At 71.1% G+C, this 26,199-nt stretch carries 25 protein-coding genes; 13 read left to right on the plus strand and 12 right to left on the minus strand.

Annotated elements, in window-relative coordinates:
* Positions 1-136 precede the first annotated feature (136 nt).
* Positions 137-964, minus strand: a complete 828-nt coding sequence (locus AB0B91_RS19650) for a hypothetical protein (RefSeq protein WP_358321154.1) — start codon at positions 962-964, stop codon at positions 137-139.
* 449 nt (positions 965-1,413) lie between these two features.
* Positions 1,414-1,944, minus strand: a complete 531-nt coding sequence (locus AB0B91_RS19655) for an I66 family serine proteinase inhibitor (protein ID WP_358321155.1) — start codon at positions 1,942-1,944, stop codon at positions 1,414-1,416.
* Between the two features lie 221 nt (positions 1,945-2,165).
* Here AB0B91_RS19655 and AB0B91_RS19660 point away from each other — a divergent pair, with 221 nt between their 5' ends.
* Complete coding sequence (locus AB0B91_RS19660) at positions 2,166-3,149, plus strand: hypothetical protein (RefSeq protein WP_358321157.1); 984 nt, start codon at positions 2,166-2,168, stop codon at positions 3,147-3,149.
* Positions 3,150-3,162: 13 nt separating this feature from the next.
* Here the strand turns inward: AB0B91_RS19660 and AB0B91_RS19665 are convergent, their stop codons facing one another.
* Together AB0B91_RS19665 and AB0B91_RS19670 are read right to left on the minus strand one after the other, a co-directional pair.
* The gene (locus AB0B91_RS19665) at positions 3,163-8,652 is read right to left on the minus strand and encodes a carboxyl transferase domain-containing protein (RefSeq protein ID WP_358321158.1); all 5,490 of its coding nucleotides are present in this window, start codon (positions 8,650-8,652) and stop codon (positions 3,163-3,165) included.
* Positions 8,653-8,878: 226 nt separating this feature from the next.
* A complete protein-coding gene (locus AB0B91_RS19670; RefSeq protein WP_358321159.1) occupies positions 8,879-9,418 on the minus strand; it encodes a helix-turn-helix domain-containing protein in 540 nt (179 codons plus the stop codon).
* 135 nt (positions 9,419-9,553) lie between these two features.
* Between AB0B91_RS19670 and AB0B91_RS19675 the strand changes: the two genes are divergently transcribed.
* Complete coding sequence (locus AB0B91_RS19675; RefSeq protein WP_358321161.1) at positions 9,554-10,318, plus strand: SDR family oxidoreductase; 765 nt, start codon at positions 9,554-9,556, stop codon at positions 10,316-10,318.
* Between the two features lie 24 nt (positions 10,319-10,342).
* On the opposite strand, the gene AB0B91_RS19680 is transcribed toward AB0B91_RS19675, so the two are convergent.
* Complete coding sequence (locus tag AB0B91_RS19680; protein ID WP_358321162.1) at positions 10,343-10,885, minus strand: MerR family transcriptional regulator; 543 nt, start codon at positions 10,883-10,885, stop codon at positions 10,343-10,345.
* Between the two features lie 251 nt (positions 10,886-11,136).
* On the opposite strand from AB0B91_RS19680, the gene AB0B91_RS19685 reads away from it, so the two are divergent.
* The 4 genes from AB0B91_RS19685 to AB0B91_RS19700 all read left to right on the plus strand — a co-directional run bounded on the left by AB0B91_RS19685 (position 11,137) and on the right by AB0B91_RS19700 (position 14,345).
* The gene (locus tag AB0B91_RS19685) at positions 11,137-11,331 is read left to right on the plus strand and encodes a hypothetical protein (protein WP_358321164.1); all 195 of its coding nucleotides are present in this window, start codon (positions 11,137-11,139) and stop codon (positions 11,329-11,331) included.
* Between the two features lie 205 nt (positions 11,332-11,536).
* On the plus strand, positions 11,537-12,493 hold the full coding sequence (locus AB0B91_RS19690) for a hypothetical protein (protein ID WP_358321166.1): 957 nt from the start codon (positions 11,537-11,539) through the stop codon (positions 12,491-12,493).
* Between the two features lie 122 nt (positions 12,494-12,615).
* A complete protein-coding gene (locus AB0B91_RS19695; RefSeq protein WP_358321167.1) occupies positions 12,616-13,221 on the plus strand; it encodes an urea carboxylase-associated family protein in 606 nt (201 codons plus the stop codon).
* On the plus strand, positions 13,218-14,345 hold the full coding sequence (locus tag AB0B91_RS19700; protein ID WP_358321168.1) for an NADH:flavin oxidoreductase: 1,128 nt from the start codon (positions 13,218-13,220) through the stop codon (positions 14,343-14,345). The genes AB0B91_RS19695 and AB0B91_RS19700 overlap by 4 nt, the downstream gene beginning before the upstream one ends.
* 16 nt (positions 14,346-14,361) lie before the next feature.
* Here AB0B91_RS19700 and AB0B91_RS19705 read toward each other — a convergent pair whose 3' ends face one another.
* Positions 14,362-15,921 carry a PucR family transcriptional regulator ligand-binding domain-containing protein gene (locus AB0B91_RS19705; protein ID WP_358321170.1) on the minus strand — a complete coding sequence of 520 codons (1,560 nt, stop codon included), beginning with the start codon at positions 15,919-15,921 and terminating at the stop codon, positions 14,362-14,364.
* 98 nt (positions 15,922-16,019) lie between these two features.
* On the opposite strand from AB0B91_RS19705, the gene AB0B91_RS19710 reads away from it, so the two are divergent.
* Positions 16,020-16,871 (plus strand): NAD-dependent protein deacetylase, encoded by an 852-nt coding sequence (locus AB0B91_RS19710; protein ID WP_358321171.1) that lies wholly within the window; start codon positions 16,020-16,022, stop codon positions 16,869-16,871.
* Between the two features lie 7 nt (positions 16,872-16,878).
* On the opposite strand, the gene AB0B91_RS19715 is transcribed toward AB0B91_RS19710, so the two are convergent.
* Positions 16,879-17,454, minus strand: a complete 576-nt coding sequence (locus AB0B91_RS19715; RefSeq protein WP_358321174.1) for a WHG domain-containing protein — start codon at positions 17,452-17,454, stop codon at positions 16,879-16,881.
* Between the two features lie 74 nt (positions 17,455-17,528).
* Here AB0B91_RS19715 and AB0B91_RS19720 point away from each other — a divergent pair, with 74 nt between their 5' ends.
* Positions 17,529-18,023: an FBP domain-containing protein gene (locus tag AB0B91_RS19720; protein WP_358321176.1), complete on the plus strand. Its 495-nt coding sequence runs from the start codon at positions 17,529-17,531 to the stop codon at positions 18,021-18,023.
* Between the two features lie 48 nt (positions 18,024-18,071).
* Here AB0B91_RS19720 and AB0B91_RS19725 read toward each other — a convergent pair whose 3' ends face one another.
* Complete coding sequence (locus AB0B91_RS19725; RefSeq protein WP_358321179.1) at positions 18,072-18,899, minus strand: class I SAM-dependent methyltransferase; 828 nt, start codon at positions 18,897-18,899, stop codon at positions 18,072-18,074.
* Positions 18,900-18,970: 71 nt separating this feature from the next.
* Between AB0B91_RS19725 and AB0B91_RS19730 the strand changes: the two genes are divergently transcribed.
* Complete coding sequence (locus AB0B91_RS19730; protein WP_358321182.1) at positions 18,971-19,570, plus strand: TetR family transcriptional regulator; 600 nt, start codon at positions 18,971-18,973, stop codon at positions 19,568-19,570.
* A 28-nt stretch (positions 19,571-19,598) separates the two neighbouring features.
* Here AB0B91_RS19730 and AB0B91_RS19735 read toward each other — a convergent pair whose 3' ends face one another.
* The gene (locus AB0B91_RS19735; RefSeq protein WP_358321185.1) at positions 19,599-20,324 is read right to left on the minus strand and encodes a TetR/AcrR family transcriptional regulator; all 726 of its coding nucleotides are present in this window, start codon (positions 20,322-20,324) and stop codon (positions 19,599-19,601) included.
* A gap of 93 nt (positions 20,325-20,417) precedes the next feature.
* On the opposite strand from AB0B91_RS19735, the gene AB0B91_RS19740 reads away from it, so the two are divergent.
* The gene (locus tag AB0B91_RS19740) at positions 20,418-21,446 is read left to right on the plus strand and encodes an amidohydrolase family protein (RefSeq protein ID WP_358321188.1); all 1,029 of its coding nucleotides are present in this window, start codon (positions 20,418-20,420) and stop codon (positions 21,444-21,446) included.
* Here the strand turns inward: AB0B91_RS19740 and AB0B91_RS19745 are convergent.
* The 3 genes from AB0B91_RS19745 to AB0B91_RS19755 all read right to left on the minus strand — a co-directional run bounded on the left by AB0B91_RS19745 (position 21,443) and on the right by AB0B91_RS19755 (position 23,812).
* Positions 21,443-21,913 (minus strand): CBS domain-containing protein, encoded by a 471-nt coding sequence (locus AB0B91_RS19745; protein WP_358321191.1) that lies wholly within the window; start codon positions 21,911-21,913, stop codon positions 21,443-21,445. The two genes, AB0B91_RS19740 and AB0B91_RS19745, sit on opposite strands and share 4 nt — an antisense overlap.
* Positions 21,910-22,755, minus strand: a complete 846-nt coding sequence (locus tag AB0B91_RS19750) for a universal stress protein (protein ID WP_358321193.1) — start codon at positions 22,753-22,755, stop codon at positions 21,910-21,912. Before AB0B91_RS19750 ends, AB0B91_RS19745 begins: the two co-directional genes overlap by 4 nt.
* A 109-nt stretch (positions 22,756-22,864) precedes the next feature.
* The gene (locus AB0B91_RS19755; protein WP_358322191.1) at positions 22,865-23,812 is read right to left on the minus strand and encodes an NAD(P)-dependent alcohol dehydrogenase; all 948 of its coding nucleotides are present in this window, start codon (positions 23,810-23,812) and stop codon (positions 22,865-22,867) included.
* 156 nt (positions 23,813-23,968) lie between these two features.
* Here AB0B91_RS19755 and AB0B91_RS19760 point away from each other — a divergent pair, with 156 nt between their 5' ends.
* The 3 genes from AB0B91_RS19760 (at position 23,969) to AB0B91_RS19770 (ending at position 26,199) form a co-directional block, all read left to right on the plus strand.
* Positions 23,969-24,586 carry a helix-turn-helix domain-containing protein gene (locus AB0B91_RS19760; protein ID WP_358321195.1) on the plus strand — a complete coding sequence of 206 codons (618 nt, stop codon included), beginning with the start codon at positions 23,969-23,971 and terminating at the stop codon, positions 24,584-24,586.
* A gap of 74 nt (positions 24,587-24,660) precedes the next feature.
* A complete protein-coding gene (locus AB0B91_RS19765; protein ID WP_358321198.1) occupies positions 24,661-24,978 on the plus strand; it encodes a hypothetical protein in 318 nt (105 codons plus the stop codon).
* A gap of 87 nt (positions 24,979-25,065) precedes the next feature.
* On the plus strand, positions 25,066-26,199 hold the full coding sequence (locus AB0B91_RS19770) for an alpha/beta hydrolase (RefSeq protein WP_358321201.1): 1,134 nt from the start codon (positions 25,066-25,068) through the stop codon (positions 26,197-26,199).

Consider the following 26,199-nt stretch of genomic DNA (forward strand, 5'->3'; position numbering starts at 1 on the left):
TGTCGCATACACGCCCACCCTAAATAGAAACCCCCATAATAATCATCCCCCAGCATTCACAAACCCTACACACCCTTCCCCATCCGCGCCGCCCGACCTGGATCGGGATATCCCGATCCAGGTCGGCCGGAGTGGTTCAGCCAGGCGGGATCAGCCCGTTCTTGGAAACCGGTACGGCCAACTGCAGGGCACCGGTCAGTCTCGCGTCCTCGGCCGGCAGCACCCTCGCCAGCACCGGGTTGAGGTGGGTGAGGGTCAGCCCCACCGTCGAGATGGTCGGGGCGACGATGTCGAACTTCTCCAGATCGACCCATCGCACGACGGGCAGCACGTCCGCCGGGATGTCGTCACCGGATTTCTGCACCGGTACGCAGAGCTGGCGGGCATTGGCGACCCGGACGTCCGCGGGCGGGATCTGGTTGGTCAGGACCGGGTTGAGCTGGGTGAGGGAGAGGCCTACGTTCATGGCCGGGTTCGGCGTGTGCGCGTAGCACAACAGGTCGATGTGCGAGATGAGCCGCAGGACATCCGGGGCGGGGATCACGCCGTTCTTGGCCACCGGGACGCACAGGTGCTGAGGCGTGTTCAGGGTGACCTGGATGCCCGGCACGTTCTGCAGGACCGGGTTGAGATGGCGCAGCGCCAGGGGCAGGTTGATCGAGGGGCCGGTGACCCGGTAGCACGACAGGTCGACGAACCTGATGAAATCAATGACGTTCGGCGGCGGGATCACGCCGTTCTTGGCCACCGGGACGCACAGTTGCTCGCGCTGTCCGAGCGTGACCTGCACGGTCGGCTGGTTGGCGAGTACGGGGTTGAGGTGCCGCAACGCCAGCGTGACGGCCGGCGGCTGGTACAGGGTGGTCCTGAAGCATTCCAGGTCGAGGTTCGTCACGAATTCCTTCGGCGTCGGGAGTGCCTGGGCCTGGGCGGGCGGCGCGACGAGAAAGGCTACCGTGAACATTGCGAGTCCGGCCGATAAGAGACGTCGTACGAGGTTTTTCGCGCGGCGATGTGGCGCGACCGTGCCGTCCATAAAGGACTCCTTTTCTATTGGCGGTGCCTCGACTGTGCGCCCATAAGTGCGGTCGGACAAGGCGTGTGACCCCTTTTTGCCACAACGATATCCATGGAGTTTCGGCCCGAACATCCGGCCATTTCCGCGTTAGAAAGAAAAGGGCCCGCGCGGCGTGCGGCGGGCCCTTGCCTTCGTTCGGTCTTCGCGGTGATAAGCACGCAGTTCGCGGCGTGCCCGGCGACGGCTGCGGCGGCCTTCACGCCGGAAGGAGTATCGCTCCCGGCCCCCATCGCCATAACCGAACAGGTGATAGGCGTAGGCGGTGGCATTGCCGCCCAGCGGACCTGATCCGACGCTACCGCGCGCCGCAGGAGCGCGCGGGGAGACGCGCAAGATCAGCCGGCCGGCTCAATGGTCCACAGCGGGGCCTGGACCCCTGGAGGAAGCAGCAGGACCCGCTTGGGCAGCAGGCTGCGGTCCTCGACGAAGTGCCGTCCGATGTACTGATCGGTGCCCGCCAGTTTGATGGTGACGACCTTCGCGTCGGCGGAGTCCGCGCCGTCCTCCGGAGATTCGACGGTCCAGGTCGAGTAAGGCGGGATCTCGCCGGGCGCGCTCACGGAGAGTTGGGAGAAGGGCTCAAGGCTGGGGTCGGCGTACACCACGCCACCGGTTCTCTCGTCCCGGAACCGAACGCCCTCGGCGGTGTCGACGACACGGAACTTCGCGGCGCGAGGGACGGGCAGCAGGGCCGCGAAGAGCTTGTCGCCGATGTTCACCACGTGCCCCCCGCCGATCTTGAGGATCACCACACCGCTGATGGGCGACGCGGCCTGACGGACGGCGGCGCAGGAGGCGTCAGCGAGCCAGGGGGTCAGGGCAACAGCCAGGGTCGCGGCCAGGACGGCCAGACGGGTGCGCATCATCCGCATGTCTTCTCTCTTTCCTTCGGATCCGATGAGCCGGCTGGACGGTTTTCGGCCCAGCAGCGGCATCACAGAAAGCATGCGGTCAATTACTCTCCGTAGCTGTAGTCGGACGGTGACGTTGCCGTGACCGAGCCGCCGCCCCGGGGCGGGCCATTCTCTTGCCACCGCGTACCGCCCGCCCGAGAATGCGAGCAAGCCGTCTACGGGGTGGTGCCCTCATGTGGGATGCGCTGGCCGACCCGCTCACAGCCATGGTCGTCGTCGTGCTCCTCACGGTGCTGGCGTCAGTCAGCAGATCATGCCTGCTCCGCGCGGTCCTGCTCGGCCTCGCCATAGCGGAGCTGGTGTGGACGGGCATCAGGTACGCGTCCCTGGGCAAGTCCCCGGGGCAACTCCTGCGCGAGCTGAAATGGGACGGGGTGGTGTCCTTCCTGGAGCGGCCGCTGGTCGCCCTCGTGCTCGCGGTGCTGCTGGCATTCATCGGCTCGCAGTCGGGGTGGCGGCTGACCAAGCTGCTGGCGTTCTGCGGCGCGGTCGCCGCCCTGGTGTGGGCGGCGATCCGTTACTCGGCGGTGGGCGGAATCGTCTCGTCGGCGTTCCAGGTCGCCGGGACCGTCCTGATCTGGCTCATCGTCGCGGTGGTCGTGATCTCGCTGGCGGTCATCGCCGCGGTGCTCGTGATGTTCTTCGCCTCCCCGCCCGCGCGCCGGCGCTCGTTCGGGCACGTCCCCAGGCTCGACCCCGAAGGGACGGAGGCGGACCGCGTCGCCCGGTTCCAGGCGCTGCCGGACGCGCTGGCGGAACTGCTGGACGGCGCCATGCCGGACTCCGACCAGCCGGGGGATCTCCTGCGCTTCTACTTCTCCGGCCTCCACGACCTGCGCGAGGAGATCCACGACATCCACGTACGCTGCGACCGGGAGATCGGCGCCCTCGCCGACTCCGTACCGCGGGAGTTTCCCGGCATCGACGCGGACCTGCTCCGGGCGCTGGCGCGCAAGCGGGTGGCCCTGCCCGACAGGCACGAGTGGGCGGTGCTGCTGGACGAGCTGGACGCGCGCGTTCCGTACGTCGTGCTGCGGCTGCTGGTGCTGCGCCGGGACTGGCGCGAGGTGGCGACCATCATCTACAAGTGCTACTTCTGCGCCGATCTGGTGCTGCGCCACAGCACCGCCCGGCCCGACCAGGACCAGGCGTACTGAACCTCAGGAAGCGTCAGCCCTTCATGCCGTGCTCGATGGCCTCGATGATCCGCGGCCGCAGCTCGGCGGCGCTGATGATCGCGTCCACCGAGCCGACCTCGACCGCGCGCTGAATGCTGTGCACCCGGTCGAACTCCGCGGCGAGCTCGCCGAGCTTCTCCGCCCGGACGGCGGACTGCACCTCGGCGAGCTGGGCGTTCAGCGCCGCCCGCGCGGCGCCGCTGGCCGCCGAGACCTGCGTCTGCAGCTCGGTCACCCGCGGATCGGTCGCGGTGCGGTTGTTGACCTCACCGGAGAACACCACGGCGGCCGCCGGGGCACCGCCGAGCACCGAGGCGAACGAGCCCTCCAGTGCCAGTACGGTCATGTTCGGATTGAGCGCCTTGGAGAACACCACGAACGCGCCGCCGTGGTAGCGGGAGATCACGCAGAACACGATCGGCCCGTCGAAGTTGACGATCGCCCGGCCGATCTCCGCGCCGTACTCGAGCTGGAGCTTGCGCATGGACTCCGGCGAGCCGTCGAACCCGGACAGGTTCGCCAGCACCACCAGCGGCCGGTTGCCGGACGCCGAGTTGATCGCCCGCGCGGTCTTCTTCGACGACCGCGGGAACAGCGTGCCCGCGGTGTAGGTGTCCGGCCCGTCCGTGGGCGGGAAGCCGCGCCGCGGCACCGACCGCGACTCGATGCCGACCAGGCAGACCGGCCAGCCGCCGATGTGCGCGTCCTGCACCGCGGACGTCTCCGCGTCGGCCATGCCCGCCCAGCGCTCCAGCACCGCGTGATCCTGGTCGGACACGGCGCGCATCACCGTGCGGATGTCGAACGGCTTCTTGCGGTCCGGGTTGTGCTCGGCCGAGAAGATCTGGCCGACGGTGGTGAAGTCGCTGCCGGCGATCGCGTGCGGAAACTCGGAGACGTCACGGTCGACCGGGTCGGTGGTGCAGGCCCGCCGCGGCGCCGTCTCGCCGGGCACGATGTAGGTGTGGTCGTAGTGCGCCATCAGCACGTCGCGGGCGGCCTGCAGATTGGGCGCCCAGTATTGCGCCTGGCCGTTCGGCCCCATGACGCGGTCGTAGCCGCCGATCCCGAAGTTGTCCTCGGCCGACACGCCGCCGGAGAAGTCCAGCGAGTGCTTGCCGGTGAGCACCATCGCCGAGTCCGGCGTCATCACCAGGATGCCCTTGGTGTGCATGAGCATCGTCGCTTCGGCGTTCCAGTACGGCTGGGCGCCGACGGTGATCCCGGCGACCACGATGTTGATCTCGCCGCCCGCCTGGGTGAACGTGACGATCCGCTTGAGCGCGGCCGCGACCCAGTCCATGTTCTCGGTGCCCGAGGTCATCGAGATCCGCGCGCCCGCCGACAGCGCGAACCACTCCAACGGGACCCGCATCCGCTCGGCGAGGTCGAGCGCGGCGATCACCCGCGCGCACTCCGGTTCGGACAGCGCGCCCAGCGACTTCGTCGGGTCGCCGAGCAGGATCACGCGGGTGACGCCCTCAGGGTGCCGCTCGGTCGGCGTGGTGACGACGCCCGCCACGAGCGCCGCGGAGTTCTTCCCCTTCGGCCGGTCCACCGGCACGAGCGCGCCGTGCTCGTCGAGGTCGTGCTCGACGAAGCCGCCCGCCGGCCCGGTGAGCAGGCCGGTCAGCTCGTACGGGTAGACGTTGCCGCGGCGGGCCGCCCGCAGCACCTTCTGGCGGTAGTCGTCCAGCGGCTGCACCGGCTCCGCCGACGGCTTGCCGACATCCAGGTGCGCGCCGTGGCCCGGGTCGAGAGCGATCCGCACGGCTACCTCGCTCAGCTCACCAGCGGCCGTGCGCTGGCGGGCCACGAACAGTACCTCCTCCAGCCCCGCGCCCGCCGTGGTCGGCAGAATACGCTGGACCAGCATGTTCAGCTCATCGGTCGACAACTCGGTCGACGGCCAGACGTACATCATGATCCGGTTGGTATCGAACCGCTTGTTCTGGGGGCGCTGCACCTGGATGTTGCGGATCGCGTCCAGGCCCGCGGTGATCGCGTCCTCCACCGCGGGCAGCGCGACCAGCCTGCCATCCGCCTCGCGTAGCGGCGTCAGGTCGCGGACCTGGCCCATCGCGATGAGCCGCTCGTCGGCCGGGTTGCTGCGCGCCACGGCCTTGAACAGGTAGATCTCCTCGTCGGCGGACGGCAGCCGGGTGAGATCGAACTCGCGCAGCCGCTGCAGTTGCAGGCGCCGGGCGATCTGCGGGTGCAGGCCGCGGATCAGCCGGTCCTCGGCGAAGCCCGCCTCGCGGGCTCCGTCGGGCCGGAAGGTGAAGTGGTGGTGCATCACGGCGCCGCTGGTGCCGGCGACGGTGGTGGTGATCCGGCGGACGCCGGCGGGCGGCGGGTGCTCGTCGAGCAGCCGTCCGAGCCGTACCGCCATCTCGTCGGCGTCCGGCTGGTCCTCCCAGGTGACGTAGAGGTCGGCGACCAGCCCGCGCTCGGCGACGTCGGCGGCGAACGTGGCGACGGCGTCGATGGCGTCGGGCAGGGCGGCGATGTCGACGGCGGTGGTGACCACGCGGGTCACGCCGCCTGAGCCGCTGTGCTCGGCGGTGACGAACCGGCAGCCCGCGCTCTCCCGCGTGGTGACCCCGGACAGCCCGCGGTTGCCGTAGTAGCGGCGGGTCAGCACCTCCAGCAGCGGCGCGTGGTCCCGCCCTGGCCGGCCGATCCGCTGGCCGATCAGGCGGACCAGCGGCTCGGCGCTGGCCACCATGGCCTGGATCCGCTCGGCGCGGTCCGGCGCGTCCGGCTCGCGGTCCAGGTAACGCAGGTCGTCGCGGACCGCGGCGTAGACCTTGGCTCGGTTGCGGCGCAGCAACGGCTGGGCGAACCAGCGGAACACCACGCCACGGGCCAGGTCGGACACCATGGGGAAGCGCACCTGCGTGGCCTCGACCAGGTGTTCAAGAGTGAGCCCGGCGCGCTCGCTGAGCGACTCGAGCGGCGGGGCGCCGGCCAGCCACTGGCGCAGCAGCTCCGACACGATCGCGACGTCGGTGCTCATCCGCTGCTGGGCCAGGAAGATCCGGAAGACCGCGGCCTCCAGCTCCGGTGTGCGGTCGAGGTCGGCGATGCCGTAGTGGGCGAGGACCTTGGCGAGCTTGGTCTGGAAGCTCTCGCTGACGCCGGCGCGCTCGACGTCGAGGCTCTGCAGGTAGCTGTGGAAGAACTCGCGCGGGCTGTGCACCTGGCTGTCCGGCTCGACGTCGAGCTCGCCGCGCGGCCTGTTGCGGCTCAGCTCGGACAGGTCGGCGAACACGGTGAGCAGGTCCAGCTCGCCCTCGAGCAGCCGCCCGCCCAGCTCGGCGCGCGCGGCCAGGTAGGCCGACAGCACCCGCTTGTGGTCGTGCGGGTCGACGTCGAAGCCGAGCAGCAGGCTGCGCAGGTCCTGCAGGCCGCGCTCGACGCGCTCGGCCGCGGATGCCGCCGCGGGCTCGGCGGGAAACTCGATCTCCACGGTCTCGGCGGCGGACTCCGCCTCCTCGGCGCCCTCGTCGAGCAGCGGCTCCAGCCGCATCAGCGGCGCGCCGGTCTCGACCTGGCTGCCCACCGACACCGGGCACTCACGCACGCGGGCGCGGAACGGCGCGCGCAGCACCGTCTCCATCTTCATGCTCTCCAGCACCAGGAGCGGCGCGCCCGACTCGACCTCGTCGCCGGCCGATACCGGCGTCGCGACCACCAGCGCGGGCGCGGGCGAGCGGACGACACCGCCCTCGTCGCGGCTGATCCGGTGTGTGACGCCGTCGACCTCGACCAGGTGGATCGGCCCGTGCGTGGCCGACACCAGCCGGAAGCGGCGCCCGTTGACCACGATCTGGCCGCTGTGCTCGTCGAACCGCTCCACCTCGACGTCCGCCGGGGTGTCACCGCCGCCGGCGATGCCGACGCGGAACCGCTTGTGCCCGACCCGGGCCACGCTCACCCGGTAGCCGACGCCGCGGAGTTTGAGGTTCAGCGGGCGGCTCGAGTCGTGCTGGACCTGCGGGCGGCCGCCGTGCGCGGTGGACAGCAGCCGCTGGCGGCTGACCTCCTCCTCGTCCTGGTACGCCTCGATCGCGGCGGCGGCCAGGGCGACCGCGGAGTGCCGGTGGCTGACCAGGCGGCCCTCGGCGCGTACGCGGTCGATCCAGCCGGTGTCGGCGCTCGCGTCGATCACCTCGGGCTGGTCGAGCAGGTCGAGGACGAAGCTCTTGTTGGTCGCGCCACCCTCGATGATCACCGTGGTCTCGGCCATCGCACGGCGCAGCCGGCCCAGCGCCTGCCGGCGGTCGCGACCGTAGGCGATGATCTTCGCGATCATCGAGTCGAAGTCGGCCGGGATGGTGTCGCCCTCGCTGACGCCGGTGTCCACGCGGATGCCGGGCCCGGCGGGCAGCACCAGGCGCGCGATGCGCCCCGGAGCAGGCGCGAAGTCGCGGTCGGGGTCCTCGGCGTTGAGCCGGGCCTCTATGGCGTGGCCGGCCTCGGCCGGCTGGGCGCCTTCGAGCCTCCCGCCGCCCGCCACGTGCAACTGCAGCCGGACCAGGTCGGTGCCGGTGGTGATCTCGGTGATCGGGTGCTCGACCTGCAGCCGGGTGTTGACCTCGAGGAAGGCGAACAGCTTCTCGCCGGGGTGGTAGAGGAACTCGACGGTGCACGCGCCGCGGTATTCGACGGCCACGGCGAGCCGCTCGGCCGCCGCCTTCAGCTCGTCGATCTGCTCGATCGCCAGGACCGGGGAGGCGGACTCCTCGATGATCTTCTGGTTGCGCCGCTGCACCGAGCAGTCCCGCACGCCCAGCGCCCACGCGGTGCCCTGCCCGTCGGCGATGACCTGAACCTCGACGTGCCGGGCGCCGGTGACCAGGCGCTCCAGGAAGACCACGCCGGAGCCGAACGCGCGCAGCGCCTCCTGACTGGTGCGCTCGTAGGCGTCGGCCAGGTCCTCCGCCGAGGCGACCATGCGGATGCCGCGCCCGCCGCCGCCCGCGGTCGCCTTGAGCATCAGCGGGTAGCCGATCTCGTCGCCGGCGCGCAGCGCGTCCTCGAGGGTGGCGACCTCGCCGCGGCTCCATGGCGCGACCGGGACGCCGACCTCCTCGGCGATCAGCTTCGAGCCGATCTTGTCGCCGAGCTTGCGCATCGCCTCCGCGCTCGGCCCGACGAAGGTGACGCCGATCTTCTCGCACAGCTCGGCGAACGCCGGGTCCTCGGCGACGAACCCCCAGCCGACCCACGCGGCGTCGGCCCCGGTCTCCACCAGCGCCCGTTCCAGGACGGCGTGGTCGAGGTACGGGCGGGCCGAGGCGGGGCCCAGCGCGTAGGCGACGTCCGCTTCCCGGACGAAGGTCGCGTTGCGGTCGGCGTCGGTGTAGAGGGCGACCGTCTCGATCCGTGTCCCGGTTTCCGCAGAAAGATCCCGGACGGCGTGGATGAGCCGCATCGCGGCCTCTCCACGGTTGACGATGGCGACACGACTGAACACCGGCTGAGCCTCCCAAGTACCCGCACAGAAGGCGACGTCCGGGTCCCGGAGCGTCGCCTGTACCTGTTTCTATACCCTGCTCGATTGCCGAGTGGTTAACCAATGGTCCACATGACGCGTGCCGAGCCCGCTTCGTTGTAGGGAACCTACAAAATGCCTTCCGGGCCACACCGCCCGGCCGCTGTCGCACGTAAGGTCTGCGACAAAGCCCCCAGAGCGGCCGACGTCAGCGGGTGAAAAGGGCACGGTGCAGCATTTCCCGTGCGCGTTTGTGGCGGTCGTCACGCTGCGCGGTGTCGCGGCCGGCGACGGCGGCCTCGCCCATGGAGATGGCGAGCATCAGGTCGCCGACGTCGACGACCGGGCGAACGACGCCGGCCGCGCGGCCGTGGTCGAGGAGCGGCTCGAAGCAGGCCGCGATGCGGCGGTGATGTTCCATGAACCATCGCAGGTCGGCGCCGGACAGGACCTGGGCCAGGCCGCGGTTGTCCAGCTGCATGTCCAGGACGAAGTCGAACAGCTTGGCCGCGCCGTCAGGTTGTTCCCGCAGTCCGGCCGCGTGGTCCTCGATCTGGGCGACGTTGTCGGCGAAGACCGTCGCCGCGAGCTCCTCGCGGGTGGCGAAGTTGCGGTAGATCGTGGTGCGGCTCACCCCGGCGACCTTGGCGATCTCTTCCAGCGCGACGTCGTGGCCGTGTTCGGCGAACATCCGCCGGGCCGCGGCGAGCAGCCGGTCCCGGTTGCGGGCGGCGTCCTTCCGTGTCACGGGCAACCCACTCTCACGCACGGTCCAACCCTACTTGCGATGAACCGTACATGACTGTACGTTTAGCCGCGCTAGAAGCGTACAGTCATGTACGGTTCGGCGAAACCCCATCGATCGGAGCGGACAATGCGTGGTTTGACGGAGAAGACGATCATCGTGGCCGGCGGGGCGACCGGCATCGGCGCGGGCACCGCGATCAGGCTCGCCGAGGAAGGTGCCAAGGTCGTCGTCGGCGACATCAACCTGTCCGGCGCGCAGGCCACCACCGCCAAGATCACCGAGGCCGGCGGTTCGGCGATCGCGCTCCGCTTCGACCTCGCCGACGAGGACTCCGTCAACGCGATGGTCGCCAGGACCGTCGAGGAGTTCGGCACTGTACACGGCCTGTTCAACGTCGGCGCGGACCTGTCGCCGGGCAACCTCGGGCGCGACAGGTCGCTGCTCGACACCGACCTGGATGTGTGGGAGCGGACTCTGGACGTCAACGTCCTGGGTTATGTCCGTACGGCCCGCGCCGTCCTGCCGCACCTGCTGGCGGGCGGCGGCGGCAGCATCGTCAACTGCTCCTCGGGCGCCGCGGTGAGCGCCAGCGACCGCAAGCGCCCGGCCTACGGGGCATCGAAGTCGGCGGTCAACGCGCTCACCCGGCACATCGCGGGCAGCTTCGGCCCCAAGGGCGTGCGCTGCAACGGAGTGATGCCCGGCCTGGTCATGGGCGAGACGCAGGAGGCGCAGAACGATGTCCAGCTCCAGAAGATGTTCCTGGAGCACGTCCCCACCACCCGGCTGGGCCGCCCGAGCGACCTGGCCGCGGTCGTGACCTTCCTGCTGTCCGACGACGCCGAATGGATCAACGGCCAGGTGTGGGCCATCGACGGCGGCGCGAACATGCGCGCCTGACCTGCCTGAGGCTTCCGGTGTCCCTCATTCCGCCGGTAGTGCCCGGCGCGTCGGCTGGTGCGGCAGCGTCGTGCGGTCGATGCCGGCGGCGGTGTGCCGGACGTTCGATCCGGTCGAGCCTCCGTACGTGGCGATCTTGTACTCCGTCGCCGCGAGGGAAAGGGTCAGCTCACGGATCCGGCGGCGGATGGTGTCGCGATGTTCGAGCAGCATGTCGAGCCGCTCGGGCACCGTGCGCTCCCCGGCGTCGACGAGCGAGACGTAGTGCTGCAGGTCACGCATCGGCATGCCGGACAGCCGCATCCGGGTGAGGAACACCAGGCGCCGCACCGCCGCGGCGTCGTAGACGCGATGACCGTTGCCGTCGCGGGCCACCTCGACCAGCCCGGCCCGCTCGTAGTAGCGCAGCGTGTGAGGGGAGACGTCGAGGAGGTCGGCGACCTCGTGGATCATCATCGACTCGGGCGCGTCGGCCAGATCGGCCAGGCGGTGGATCGCCTCGACCGACAGCGGGCCGTCGTCCCCGAGCGTTTCCAGCGCCCTGGTCATCAGATCGTCGGTGGCCATGACAGCCAGCCTAGACGGGCCGGACCGATGCCCTCGAATCCGGGCGATCCCCCTGACCACGCCGGTGCGTACCCGAGATATGCTCAGCGGTCTCGCGCCCAAGTGGCATCCCCGCACCGTGCGTGAGAGACAACAATCTCGGCGGCCCACGCAATGTGTCCTGCGAAGCGTGTGAACACTCGTTTCCAGGATAGAAGCCTCCCCCCGGGACGCGTACTCAGCGCTCTTACCATGGTGCCGAAAGGGCTTTCATGACCGCCAACCACCCGATCGTCTGCCCGACCTGCCAGGGCGTGATCGTCTCCTCCCAAGCTTCCTACACGCCGGCTCGTGGGCGGCTCATCGTGACCAATGGCTACTGCCAAGGACAGTGCTCCAGCCCGGAGCCCACCCCTGAGCACGTCGAACACGCCGAACAGCTCCCGGCCCGCCAAGGGGCGCAGTAACAGCGGAAGTCATTCCGCGCTGAAGTACTCGATGAAGGTGACAACTCCAGTGGCGAGGATTGTTGGTGATGCTTCATGAGATCATCTAGATCATGATGGATCTGTCAGGCATGGGCCGCCACGTCCTTCACGCCTCCGGGTCGGCCGGTGGGGCCTCCGCGATGTTCAACGCCGCCCTGGTCGCCGCGTCGGTCGCGTGCTGAGCATGGTCGAAGCGGACACCGCCAAGCGGGTCCCCCACACGTCCGGGGGCGCCCTCGCTTCCGCTCCCATGTGGCCGGAGAGCGATCCAGAGCCGGCCAGCGTCGGCCAGATCGCGGGATTGCGGCCGCGCCTGCGCCCCCGTGACGGGGGCGACGTCCCTGGAGCCGACGTCGAGCTCGTGGACGCGCTGGATCCGCTGACGCGGCAGGTGGTGACGGCCTGGCTGCGCGACAACTCCTCCGCTCCCCAGCGGCAGACCCGGCTGCGGGTCCTGGCCTCGTTCCTGCGCTGGCTGTACGCGACCGAACCAGCTCTCGAACTGCTCGCGGCCACCGACGCCCAGTTGGACGCGTACTGCTATGCCGCCCTCATCACCGGCGTGGGCACGCCCGGCAAGCCCCTGGCCAGGGCGACGGTGATCAGGCGACGCGCCACGCTGGCCTCCTTCTACACCTTCGCCTGGCGATACGGCGCGGTGCGGCCCCGCCGCGAGGTGACCCGCACGCCTCCGCCCACCCCGGCCGAGCGGCGCCTGCTGCGGAAAGGGGTCATGCGGCTGGCCGACGACGGCCGATGGGCCGAGGCTCTCGCCGTCGCGCTGCTGGAGGCCACCGGCACCTCCGTGGAGGCGCTGGCCGCGTTGACCGCCCACGATGTCCACCCCCTGGCGAGCGACGGCCGACTCACCCTGATCACCTTGCGCGGCGGCCGTGACGGCATCGTCGCGTTCCCGGTGTCGCCAGAGGTCCGCCACCTGTTGCGCGCGGTGTGCGGCAGCCGGGCCGGTGGAGAGCCGCTGATCAGCCGGGGCGACGGCCGGGGCGTGGATGCCGAGTGGATCGGCGCCGCGCTCACCGACGCGGCCCTCGCCGCCGGTGTGCGCAGGCAGCGGGCGGAACTCCTGCGCCCGCACCTGTTGCGCGCCGTCACGGTGACCGAACTCGCGGATAGCCCATAACGGTCAGTGTGGCAAGGCGCTTCGCCATGGACCTTCCATGATGGAGATTCCTCTATCGGCAGCGCTGAATGCGGTGGCAATCTCCATGGTCCGGGTCGTGTCCCGGTTGGTTGGCTGTGGGCATGCGAGTCATCGTGCCCGCCACCCAAGGGCGGGCGGTAAGGGTCGGCGCCGGTCGCCGCGTACGCGTCACAGACCTTGACGGAGGTCAGGTCGGCGACGTGTTCGCGGTCGCCGCGGATGACGTCAACGAGCACCTCAGCGCCTCGCACACCCGGGCCGCGACCAACCGCCTGTTCCCGGTGGCCGGCGAGAAGTTCGTCACCACCCGGCGCAGGCCCATCCTCACCCTGGTGGAGGACACCTCCCCCGGCTGTCACGACATGCTCATCGCGGCCTGCGACCAGGAGCGCTATCGCGCCCTGGGCGTGCCCGGCCACGCCTCGTGCGCGGACAATCTGCGCGCGAGCCTGGCCGCGCTCGGCCTGTCCGTCCCGGTCATCCCGCAGCCCGTCAACGTGTTCATGCGGATCCCGGTGGCCGGCGACGGCCGGCTGAGCTGGCTGAGCTCGATCAGCCGTCCCGGTGACGCGATCACATTCGAGGCGGCGATGGACTGCGTCCTCGTGGTCTCGGCCTGCCCGCAGGACCTGGTGGGGATCAACGGGCACCACCCGACGGCGTTGGCGATCGACCTGGATACACCAACAGAAACGAGTGAACAATGAACGACGTCCCGCACCCCGCTCTGCGCCCGGAGCGCATCGGCGATCTCAGCCTCGCCAACCGGCTGGCGGTCTCCCCCATGACCAGGGTGTCCGCCACCGCAGACGGCACACCGACCGACGAGATGGCCGGCTACTACGCAGAGTACGCCCGCGGTGGCTTCTCCCTCGTCGTGGCCGAGGGAACCTACACCGACACCTGGCACAGCCAGGGGTACGCCAACCAGCCCGGCATCGTCACCGATGACCACGAGGCCGCCTGGCGGGAGATCGCCGGCCAGGTGCACGCGGCCGGCGCGGCCTTCGTCCTCCAGCTCATGCACGCGGGAGCGCTGTCGCAGGGCAACCACTACCGCGACGACACCGTCGCGCCGTCGGCCGTCCGGCCGCGCGGTGAGAAGATGCCCGAATACGGCGGGCACGGTCCGTGGCCCACGCCCCGGGCGATGGACCAGGACGACATCGACCGCGCGGTGCGGGGCTTCGTGGCCGCGGCCGTCCGCGCCAGGCGGGCCGGCTTCGACGGGGTCGAGGTGCACGGCGCCAACGGCTACCTGGTCGACCAGTTCCTGACCGACTACACCAACAGGCGTGACGACCGCTACGGCGGCCCGGTCGCCCACCGGGTGCGGCTGGCGGCGGAGATCGTCTCCGCCATCCGCGCGGAGCTCGGCCCGGACTTCTGCGTGGGCATCCGGCTGTCGCAGGGCAAGGTCAACGACTTCACGCACCGATGGGCGGGCGGCTCCAGGGACGCGGAGACCATCTTCGCCGCGCTCGCCGAGGCAGGCGCGAGCTACCTGCACATCGCCAGCGAAGGCCGGGACTGGGTGGAGACGGCGACCCTGGACGGCGGGATGACGATCACAGGCCTGGCCCGGAAGGTCACCAGGCTGCCCGTGCTGGCCAACGGCGGCATGCACGACACGACCCGGGCGGCCACTGTGCTGGAGGACGGCCACGCCGACGTACTGGCCGTCGGCCGGGGCGCACTCGCCAACCCGGACTTCCCGCGGCGCCTGGCCCAAGGGCTGCCCATGACACCCTTTGACCACCAGATGCTCCAGCCGATGGCGACGCTGAGCAACGCCCGCCAGTGGCGGCAGGGCACCAGGGTGACCGCTTGAGCACGGCGCCCTGAGCTCAGTCCATCGCGTCGATGGTCAGCGCCAGGAACAGGTCCACCCGGTCCTCGGTGCGGCCCACGTCCCGGCCGGTGAGCTCGGTGATCTTGGCCAGCCGGTTGCGCAGCGTGTTGACGTGGACGTGCAGCGCGCCGGCTGTCGCCCCCCACTGCCCATCGTGATCGAGGAACGTCCGTAGCGTCAGCTCGAGTTCACCGCCCCGCCGCACGTCATGGTCCTTCATCGGCCCGAGGAGTTCGCCGGAGAACTGGTGCAAGGTCTCCGCGTCGAGCGATCCGAGGAGCAGCCGATGCGTCCCCAGCTCGGCGAAGGCCCGTACGGAAGGTCCCGTCGAGGTCCGCCGCAGCACGCGGCAGGCCTCCCTGGACTGCAGGAGCCGGGGTCGCAGCTCGGCCGCCTGGGAGGCGAGGCCGCTCAGCCCCGCGACCGGGCGGCGGCCGGGGAAGCGCCGCTCGACGCCGCGCACCAGGCGCTGGGCGAGCAGCGGCAGCTCGCGCTCGGGATGGCGCCAGGGCAGCACGGCGACGACGTCCTGTGTGCCGCCGGCGACGACCGCCGGCACGCCTTCGGCCGCGAAGAACTCCCCGATCACCTCGGCGAGCCCGTGCATCGTGGCGGCCTCCCCCTGGGTGAACGCCACGGCGCACACGGCCAGCGGGCCGCCCGGATCGACGCCGAAGGCGCGCAGCCGGCCGGGCACCTCCGTGGCGCGCCGGCCGCCCGACAGGATCATCTCCAGGAGCTCGCTCGCGAAGCGCATCTCGATCGCCTGGACCGCCTGCTGCTTGGCGACCTCCAGGCTCAGGAACCGGGCCGTCTGCTCCAGCGCCTCCCGCTCGGCCGCCGCGAGCTCGCGCAAGGGACGCAGGCAGATGAGGGCCGCGTCGATGTCGCCGACGGCGCCCACCGGGAACAGCGCCACGCGTCCTGCGTCCCCCAGATCCACCTCCAGGGCAGGCGGATGCCTGGCCAGCCCCGCGGCCACGGCGTGCAACTGGTCCGCCCCGAGGTCGACGCCGGCCGCCGCGAGCGAGCGGGCCATCCTGTCGACCACCGCGAGCGGCAGGTCGTGCTCGCGCCGCACGACGTCGAGCACGCCGGAGGCGCCGGCGCCCCGGGAGATCGCCGTGGCCAGGGCGTCTCCCCGGCGCACCATGCCGACCAGCGACTGCTTGCGCTCGTCGGCCAGCATGTCGGCGACCGCCTCCGAGACCGCCGTGAACGGCACCGCGATGGAGATCTCCAGCAGCGGCAGCTCCTCGTCGCGACAGGCCTCGACCAGCGCGGGCGGAGTGGCGGGCAGCTCGGCACGCAGGCCGAACACGATGCCGCCCGCTCCGGCCTTCTTGACCTGGCGGACGAACCGCGCCGGATCCACCCGGTCGAGCCACACGCCGTTCGTCAGCACGAGCTCGCCTTCGCGTACGTAAGCCGACGGGTCGGGCAGCTCGGTGTTGTGCACCCAGGCGAGGGGCTCGTCCAGCGCGCCCGGACGGCCCGGCACCAGCACGCCGAGTTCGAGCGCGGAGCGATCGACCAGGGATTGGAGCGTGAACACGGTGTGACTCTATACAGCAGAAGGCCATTTCTGTGGAATTTCATCCACCGAGGCAGGCTCATACTCGGGCATCGTGGCGCGTCGGGCACCATGGTGCTGTGACCGAAACCAGGAGCGTGCTCGGCCGTTCTCCGCTCGCGTCGCTGGCCGAGTTGGTGGCCGGGGGCGGCGTGGCGGTGCTCAGCGGAGCGGGGTTGTCGACGGAGTCGGGGATCCCTGACTACCGGGGGCCGACAGGCCGGGCCCGGCGGGCGGAGCCCATGACGTACCAGCGGTTCGTCGGCAGCGCGGCGGCGCGACAGCGCTACTGGGCGCGCAGTCACGTCGGGTGGCGGCAGATCGGCCTGGCCGCGCCCAACGCGGGGCATCGGGCGGTGGCCGAGCTGGAGCGGCGCGGGCTCATCGAAGGGATTGTCACGCAGAACGTGGACGGCCTGCACCAGGCGGCCGGCGCGCGACGGGTGATCGAGTTGCACGGCGGGCTCGACCGGGTCGTGTGCCTGACCTGCCGGGAGCGGACCTCCCGTACGGAGCTGGAGGACCGCCTGCGCTCGGCCAATCCCGGCTGGGAGGCCAGCGGGCAAGGCCAGGCCCGCATCAATCCCGACGGTGACGCCGTGCTCGACGACGAGCAGGTCGAGAGGTTCCGGGTGGTGGACTGCGCGACGTGCGGGGGGCTGCTCAAGCCCGACGTGGTGTTCTTCGGCGAGAACGTGCCCAGGGCACGGGTGGACGAGTGCTTCGCGCTCGTCGCGGCGGCGCGGGCGCTGCTGATCCTCGGGTCGTCGCTGACGGTCCGATCCGGCCTGCGGTTCGTCACCAAGGCCGCCGCGCTCGGCATCCCGATCGCCATCGTGAACCAGGGGCCGACCGGCGGTGACGCCGCAGCCGTGCTCACCCTGGACGCACCCCTCGGCGCGACACTGACCCACCTCGCCGCCCAGCTCTGAAACACGCTCACACGTCAGCCGGCGGCCAGTTTCTGAGAACGGAGTCGAGGGCGTCCAGGGCTCTGGACCACGAGGCGTCCACGTCGCGCGGGTGGTGGCTGAACCCGCCCGACCGCTCCAGGCTCACGTACCCGTGGAACGTGCTGCCCAGCAACCGTACCGCGTCTGTCTGGTCGGGCTCCTGGAGCTCGTAGGCGCGCAGTATCGCCCGCGTCATCTCCGCGTGCCGGCGCGCGGCGTCGCCGGCCGCCGTCTCCGGGTCGAGTTCGATCTGCGCCGCGGCGTACCTGCCCGGATGCTCCTTCGCATAGTCCCGGTACGCGCCCGCGAAGGCTTTCAGCGCGTCCTTGCCCGCGCGGCCGGCCAGCGCGGCGGCGGCCCGGTCGGCGAGCTCCGTCAGGGCCAGTGCCGCCACCCGTACCCTCAGGTCCCGCGCGTTCTTGATGTGGGAGTACAGGCTCGGGTCCGTGACGCCGAATCTGCGCGCGAGCGCCGAGACGGTCACGTTCTCGAAGCCGACCTCGTCGGCCAGTTCCGCCGCCGCCTGGGTCAGGCGTTCGGCGGTCAACCCCGCACGTGGCATGGGCCGCCCTTCTCGCTTGCCTAGAGGTATTAAGTATTTGCATAATACTCCTAGGGAAGCTAGCTTCCCCACCTATGAGAGTGGTTTCCGAGCGTGACATCCGCGCGTCACTGGTCAATTGCACCAAGGGAGAGGCGAAGCGCCTGGCCGTGCCCAGGGATCTGGCCGCGCGGCCGTGGGACGACCTGGACTTCCTCGGCTGGCGGGACCCCGCCTCGCCGGAGCGGGCCTATCTGGTCGCCGAGTCCGGCGACGGGTTCGTGGGGGTGGCGCTGCGCCGGGCCGCGCCGCATGCCGGGCATGTACGGCGCAGCATGTGCTCGTTCTGCCTGACCATGCACACGGGAGACGGCGTCTCGCTGATGACCGCGCGCAGAGCGGGGCGGACCGGGCAGCAGGGCAACTCGGTGGGCGCCTACATCTGCACCGATCTGGCCTGCTCGCTCTATCTGCGCGGGAAGAAGGAGGTCGGGCCCGGCGGGCGGCTGCACGAGTCGCTCACGCTGGCGGAGCAGATCGAGCGGACCGCGGCCAACCTGGCCGGGTTCCTGGACAAGGTGGTCGGGTGACCACGCGAAAGACCCGTGGCCACCCGTTCGTGCTTGGCCGGCGGCGACTCAGGGCGAGTCGGTACGCACTGCGGTGACCGCCACCGTGATGTAGGGCATCGTGAAGCTGCCGCCCATCGCGTCGATGGCCGCTCCGACGCCGTCCAGCACCTCCGCCAGCTTGTCCGGCGGGAGCTGGGTGAGGGGGCCCTGGGTGGGCATCTGGTCCAGCCACGCGTCCCGGGCGTAGGTGTGCTCCCAGTCGAACCGCCACTGCTCCGGCTCGCCGAACCCGCCCACCTCCCGGATCGCGTCGGCGGGCTTGTCGAACATCGTCTGGTACAGCTCCAGGGCCGGCTTCATCGACTGGGCGTTGAACGGCGAGTCGGGCGCCACCCGCTGGAAGACCGTGGCGAAGGCGTCGATCACGTCGGACGGAAGCTGGAACACGTGCCAGAACACCGCGAGCCGGCCGCCGGGCCGCAGCACCTGCGCGGCCTTGGCCGTGCCCGCGACCGGGTCCACCCAGTGCCATGCCGTCCCGGCGATGACCGCGTCGAAGGTCCGGCCGGCGGGGTCCCAGGCTTCGAACGTCGCCACCTCGACCTCGAGTCCGCCGCGCCGCGCGAACTCGGCCATCCGCGCGTCGGGCTCGACGCCGAGGACCGTGCAGCCGGCCGCCTGGAACTGCCGGGCCGCTATGCCCGTGCCGCAGCCGACGTCGACAACGTCGGGCCCGGGGGTGGCGGCGACGATCCGCTCCACCATGGCGTCGGGGTAGCGGGGGCGGGTCCGGTCGTAGCGTTCGGTGTCCGCGCCGTACGACTCGGCTACCTGTCGGTGTCGATGAGGCTCGTGCCTGGGCGGATGCGATTGCTCCGAAGGTATAGTGGGCATGCGCCCACCATAGTGGGCACATGCCCACTCGTCAACGGGCGGGCTCGGCGAGACATGGAGGGATCTTCGGTATGCCGACAGGAGTGGCCATGCGCGACGCGCGCGAGCAGCTGTTCGACGCCGCCGAACGCGTCCTGCTGCGGGACGGCCCGAACGCGCTGACCAGCCGGGCGGTCACCACGGAGGCGGGCTGCGCCAAGGGGGTTCTGCACCGGCACTTCGCCGACTTCGACGCCTTCCTGGCCGAGCTCGTGCTGGACCGCATCGGCCGGATCGGCGCCCAGGCCGCCGCCCTGCGCGAGTCGGCCGGGACCGGCACCGTCGCCGGCAACCTCACCGGCGCGCTGACGGACCTGTTCGGGTCGGTCGCCGTGGCGATCGTCGGCCTCATCACCTTCCGGGACGACCTGCGCGCCCGGCTGCGCCAGACCACGCCGACCGGCGTCCCCGTACTGACGGAGGCCACGACCATGATCGCCTCCTATCTCACCATCGAGCGGGCCATGGGCCGTATCGCAGCCGATGCCGACGTCGACACGCTCGCGCTCACGCTGATCGGGGCCGGGCACCTGCTGTTCGCCGGCCGGGAAGGCACCCCGCCGGAGGCCGGAGCCGTCGACAAGGTCGTGACCACGGTCATGGCCGACGTCGTACAGAGACGGCTGCTCTGAACCTCTAGCGCACGCGCGCGGACACGAGCTACCCGTCGGCGGCCAGGCGGTCGAGCCATTCGCCGAGGAGGTGCCGCTCAGCGCCGCTCAGCGTGGTCTGCTCGGGCAGTGCGGCACGCAAGGCCCGGGCCGCGCCGGCCGGGCCCGCGTCCTGCACGGCGGGCTTCTCGTTGGTGACGGCGGTGACCATCGACTCCCGCATGGCGGTCAGCAGAGCCGGATCGCGTTGATCGGCGGGCAGCGACAGCCAGGTGAGCACGGCGCCGCGCGCCGTCGCGTGGATGAGGGCGGCCGCGAGCCGTTCGTCGACGCGCAGCCAGCCGCCGGCGGCGAGGCGCCGGATGCGCCCCAGCAGAATCTCCATGCCGGCCTGGAAGGCGGCCGACGTCGTGCCACGTCGGGGCTCGCCGTACATCAGCACGTACAGCGCGGGGTTGGCGAGGCCGAACTCGACGGCGAGGTCCCAGCCCGCGCGCAGATCCTCGATCGGGTCGGCCGGGTGGGGATCGACGCGTTTGGCCGCCAGGAACGTGGCGTAACCGTGCTCGGCCACCGCTTCGAGCAGCGCGTCCATGTCGGCGAAGTGGCGATAGATCGCCGGGGGCTGCAACCCGGCCGCCGCCGCGACCGCGCGGGTGGTGACCGCGTCGCGGCCCTCACGCGCGAGCAGGTCCGCGGCCGCCTCGATCACGCGCCGGCGGATGAGCTCGCGCCCGCCGACCGAAGCCGCTTCGTCCTTCACCCCTGGAGCCATGAATCAATGATACGGCCATCGCTGTACTGTCGCTAGTATCAGTGATACCGTTCAGACGTTTCCACTGGAAACGCCATTCAGAAGGAGTAGGACATGCGAATCGTCGGACTTGAGGAACACGTCGTCCTGCCGGTAGTGCTCGACGCCTGGAAGCGGGCGGGGCTGCCGCAGATCCCCCAGCGCGGCTTCGGCGACGACCCGATCGCGCGGCGGCTGCGCGACGTCTCCGATCTGCGCCTGGCCGACATGGACGATCAGGGCGTGGACGTCGCGGTGCTGTCCCTGGCCACACCGGGCGTGCAGAACCTCGCGGCGGCGGACGCCGTGAGCGTCGCGCGCGAGGCGAACGACGCGCTCGCCGAGGTCGTCGCCGGCAACCCGGAGCGGTTCCAGGCGCTCGCGGCCATCCCGACGCCGGCCCCCGAAGCCGCCGTCGAGGAGCTGGAACGCGCGGTCACGCGGCTCGGCTTCCGCGGCGCGATGCTGTACGGGCGCACCGGGGACAAACTGGCCGACGCGCCGGAGTTCGACGACCTCTACGCGGCCGCCGCGCGACTCCGGGTGCCCCTGCACTTCCACCCGCAGACCCCCGCGCAGCCCGTCCTGGACGCGTACTACTCGGGGTTGGGCAGTGTTGGCATGGGGCTGGCCACCGCGGGGCTGGGCTGGTACTACGACCTGGGCGTTCAGTACCTACGGATGATCTTCTCCGGGGTGTTCGACCGCCACCCCGAGCTCCAGGTGATCGCCGGGCACTGGGGCGAGGTCATCCTCTTCTACCTCGACCACACGGGCATCCTGGCACCCGACGCGAAGCTGGAGCGGCCCCTCGCCGACTACTTCCGGCAGAACTTCTGGGTGGCTGGCAGCGGCACGGTGAGCGAGCGCTACCTGCGGTGGACCGCGGAGGTCGTCGGGACCGAGCGCATGCTGTACTCCACCGACTACCCCTACACCTATGGGACGCGGCCCGGCGGCTTCCCGTACCTCGACACCAGCGGCGGGGTCGCGCGGTCGTTCCTCGAGCGAGCGCCGTTCACCGAGGAGGAGAAGGCCGCGATCGGGTCCGGCAACTGGGAACGGCTGACCGGGCACGTCGCAGCGACGCACCGACCTCACTAGCGTGCCGGTATGACGGGCTCGAGGTGGAACATGCCGGTCACCACCTCGCCGTGCTCCTTCACCTGCCGGGTACGGCCCGCCACCGCCGACACGACATCGCAAGCGGTGATCATCCCGACCAGTCCCCGGTCCGACACCACAGGGACGGCGTCACAGCCGGCGTCGGTCATGACGGCCGCGACCCGGGTCAGCAGGTCGCCGGGCTGCACGCGCGGCCTGCGTTCGCCGGCCAGCAGCTCGCCCACCTGGCGGTTCGACTGTTCCTGCGGACCGCCCGACCAGGACGCCGCGAGCTGCTCGCGCGACAGGATGCCCAGGACGTGCTGCCCCTCGACCACCGGCAGATGGCGGACGCCGGCGCGGCGCATCAGTTCCCAGGCCATCAGCGGCGACTCATCCGACTTGACCGCCACCAGGATGCGGCTCATCACCAGCTCGGCGGTCAGCGACTCGACGCTCAGGTTCATGGCCCCTCCTGACGGCGCCGTACCACCGCGACCGGGCAGGTCACATGGTGCAGCACGGCGCGACTGACCGAGCCCAGCACCGCCGAGGCGAAGCCGCCCAGCCCCCGCGACCCGACCACGACCAGGTCGGCCGTGGTCGCGGCCCTGATCAGGGCGCCGGCCGGGTGCTCGCACAGTTGCTCATCGGTGATCTCGACGTCCGGGTTCTTCTCCCGCCAGGGCACCACCCGCTCGGCCGCCACCCGGACCTCGTGCTGGAAGGCCGTCTCCAGCAGGCTGTTGTAGGCGGCCGCGTACGGCGCGAAGACCGGCAGTTGCCAGGCGTACAGGACGTGCAACCGCGCATGGGACGCGCGGGCCTGCTCGATGGCGTACTCCATGGCCGCCTCGGAATGCTCCGACCCGTCGTAGCCGACGACGATCCGGCCGTGCTCTTCCCGCCTGCCCCCGCGTACGATCACCACCGGACCCCGCGCATGGCCCGCGACGGCCGTGCTGACCGAGCCGAGCACCATACCCTCGAAACCGCCGAGCCCCCGGCTGCCCAGCACCAGGCTGTCAGCCGACGCGGACTCGGCGATCAACTCCTCGATCACGTTCCCCGCGCGCAGGTCCGTCGTCACCTCGACCTCACCGGCCAGCTCGCGCGCCCGATCGGCGGCGGCCTCCAGCGCGCCCGCGCAGTACTCCGTGCTGAAGTCGCCGACCCCGTGCGGCCACTGCTCACAGATGTGCACGATGCGCAGGTCCAGCCCCCTGCGCCGCGCGTCGACGGCGGCCCACTCCGCCGCCGCCGTCGCGGGCGCGGAGCCGTCCACCCCGACCGCGATCCGTCCGTTCATCGCCTGGCTCCCTTCGCGAGCTCGCTCTCCACCTCCAGGCTCGCGGAGCGGGCACCCGGCCACCGGAGGACGAAGTCCCGAATTCGGGTGCCATTGGTCCCAAGTCCTGTCACACGATCTGGATGATGTGCTTTCCGCGTACGCCCCCAGCCTCCAGGGCGCGGTGGGCCGCGGCGATGTCGGCGAGGGGGTGGACGGTGTCGACGACGGGGCGGAGGTCGCCGTTCTCCGCGTACCGGGTCAGCTCGGCGAACAGCTCGCGCCGGGGGTTGCCGCTGAAGAACCGCACGCGCCGGGAGCCGTGGACGGTCGAAGCGAGGATGTAGGAGAGGCTGGCGACGGTGTGCTCCACATCGAAGGCGATGGCCACCATGCGGCCGCCCGGGGCCAGCAGCCCGCGGTAGACGGAGTGCTGGGTGCCGACGGTGTCCATGATGACGTCGAAGCGGCCCAGCTCCGACGGGTGGGCCGTCCGGTAGTCGAGAACCTCGTCGGCACCCAGGTCGCGGACGAAGTCCAGGTTCCTCGACCCCGCGAGAGCGGTGACGTGAGCGCCGAGGATCTTGCCGACCTGGACCGCGACGCTGCCGACCCCGCCGCTGGCGCCGCGTACCAGCAGGCGTTCGCCGGGCTTGAGCCGGGCTTTGACGCGCAGGGCCGTGATCGCGGTCGTTCCGCCCGCCGGGAGGGAGACGGCCTGCACCGGGGTGAGGTTGGCGGGGGCGAGGGAGATCTGCCGTGGGTGGACGGCCACGTACTCCGCCGCGCTGCCGAACCGCCTCGGCAAGGCCCCCCACACCCGTTCTCCTTCCCGCGATCCGGTCACCGAGGAGCCGACCTCGGCGATCTCGCCGGCGAAGTCGATCCCGGCGCGCTGGGGGAAGCGGCGCCCGGTCACCAACCGCAACCGCCCGGCCCGGCCGTACAGCTCGCCGCCGTTGACGCTGGCCGCGTGGACGCGGACCAGCACCTGGTCGGGCTTGACGGCCGGCACGGGGACCTTGCCCTCGTACAGCACCTCCGGGGGCCCGTACCGGTCGTAGAGGGCCGCGCGCATCTCGTTCACGATCTCGTCCTGTTCTGTCACCGGAGCCGCGAGCGGAGGGATGTTCCGCTTGCTCGCCCACGCTAAGGCGTTAAACGGATGACACATTCCATTTACGGTAAAGTGAGAGATATGCCTGCTCAGACCTCTCAAAAACCCCCTGAAGCCATGCGTGCCGACGCCCGGCACAATCGCGAGCGCATCCTGCGAGCCGCCCGCGAGGCATACGCCACCCGCGGAATCGACGTGCCCGTCACCACGATCGCCCGCCGGGCCGGCGTCGGCGCGGCCACCCTTTACCGGCACTTCCCCACCCGCGCCGTGCTCATCAACGAAGCCTTCGCCGAACAGTTCGCCCACTGCGTCGCGATCCTCGACGAGGCGCTGGCGGACCCCGATCCCTGGCGCGGCTTCTGCTCCGTCATCGAGAGGGTGTGCGCCATGCAGGCCACCGACCGGGGCTTCACCGGCGCGTTCCTCTCCCAGTTCCCCGACGCCATCGACTACGACCGCGAACGCACCCGCGCCGAGAACGGCATCGCCGAGCTGGTACGGCGGGCCAAGGCCGCCGGGCAGTTGCGCGACGACTTCGACCCCAGCGACATCACTCTCCTGCTCCTGGCCAACTGCGGCGTCGTCGAAGGGTCCCAGCAGGTCTCGCCGGCCGCGTCCCGGCGCCTGGTCACCTACCTCCTGCAGTCCTTCCGGGCCGACCACGCCGAACCCCTGGCGCCGCCCGCACCGCTGGAACTGCGGCAGATCCATCAGCACCCGCGCCGCCACTGACCCCCCAGATCAGGGGGGATGTGGAAGACCAGGCGGCTACCGACGATGGGAGGGAGCCAGCGAAAGGACCCCCCATGTCCACGGAAGCCGTCGGCGTCATTCCCACCATCGAAGCCGACACCGACCCGCCCGCCACCGACCAGGTCAACGCCCGGAACGTCCACTTCAACGCCGGCGGAGAGGTCATCCTCCGCGCCGCGCTGTCCGGTGTCACGCCGTTCACCCCGGTCACCGTCTCGATCACGGAGGTCGACGCCAACGGCCACCCCTTCATCGGCGGCGCCCGGATGACCGTGCACAACGTCCGCGCCTTCGAGAACGGCGTCGACACCCGGGTCACCATCGAGTTCAACGGGCCGCTGCGGGTCAGGCTCAGCTACCTCTGGTCCTGAACGGGCGCGTCGTGCGTACGGCCGAGCAGCGCGGCAGACTGGTGTCCGGCAACCTGCCGCGCTTCCTCGCCCTTGTCTGGAGAAACCGTGACGGACCTTCGTCTCGTGGTCGTCACCGGCCCGCGGCTCGTCGCCGACCCGGCGCTGCTCCGGCAGATCGTGGCGACCGAATGCGACGCGCTCGGGCTGCCCGGCCGCCTGGAGGCCGCCGCCGACGGCGAGGCACTGGCGAGCCTGCTCCTCGACGGCGGGCGTGACGACACCCGCGCGTTCGTGGTGCTGCCGGGAGCCGGCCCTGCGCTCCGGTCGATGCTCACGCGGCCCGGAGCCCACGCTTCCCGGACGGTGTGGTACGACGTGACCGACACCGGGCCGGCCGAGGTCGCCGCCGGCTCCGCTCACCTCTTCGGCCGCGGCATAGGGGGACTGACCTGGGCGATCCGGCACGCCGTGCACCGGCTGCGCCACCCGACGCGCCGGATCCCCTACGGCCCGCACGCCGACCAGTGGGCCGAGCTCCGCCTGCCCCCCGATCACGACGCCCGGCCGCTGCCGGTCGCCGTTCTGCTGCACGGCGGATACTGGCGCTCGATCTGGGGCGCCGACCTGATGGACGCGCTGAGCATCGATCTGGCCGGGCATGGCTACGCCGCCTGGAACCTCGAATACCGCCGCCCGGACCGGCACGGCTGGGACGCCACCACCTCGGACGTCGCCGCCGGATTCGCCGCGCTGGCCACCGCGGCCCGCGAGCACCCGCTCGACCTCGGCCGGACCGCGGTGATCGGCCACTCGGCGGGCGGCCAGCTCGCCCTGCGGCTGGCCGCCGACGTGGCCGGGGTCGCGCTGGCAGTCTCGCTGGCCGGGGTGCTGGACCTCGGCGAAGGCGCCCGGCGGCGGATCAGCTCGGGCGCCGTCCCGGCCGCCCTGGGCGGCGCTCCGGAGGAGATTCCCGAGGTGTACGCGGCCGCCGACCCGCTGACCCGGCTCCCGCTGGGCGTGCCGCAGTTGATCGTGCAAGGGCTGGACGACGACCTCGACCTCGTCGACTTCAACCGCCGCTACGCCGCCAGGGGGCAGCGGGCCGGCGACGAGCTGGTCCATGTCGAGCAGCGAGGCGACCATTTCGCCGTCATCGATCCCGCCTCCGGCATCTGGCACGCGACCACCGCCCAGATGAGGCGCCGGCTACCCGTGAGAAGATCCGTTGGCGGTATGTGA

Source organism: Nonomuraea sp. NPDC049141, assembly GCF_040648415.1.
Lineage (GTDB): Bacteria > Actinomycetota > Actinomycetes > Streptosporangiales > Streptosporangiaceae > Nonomuraea.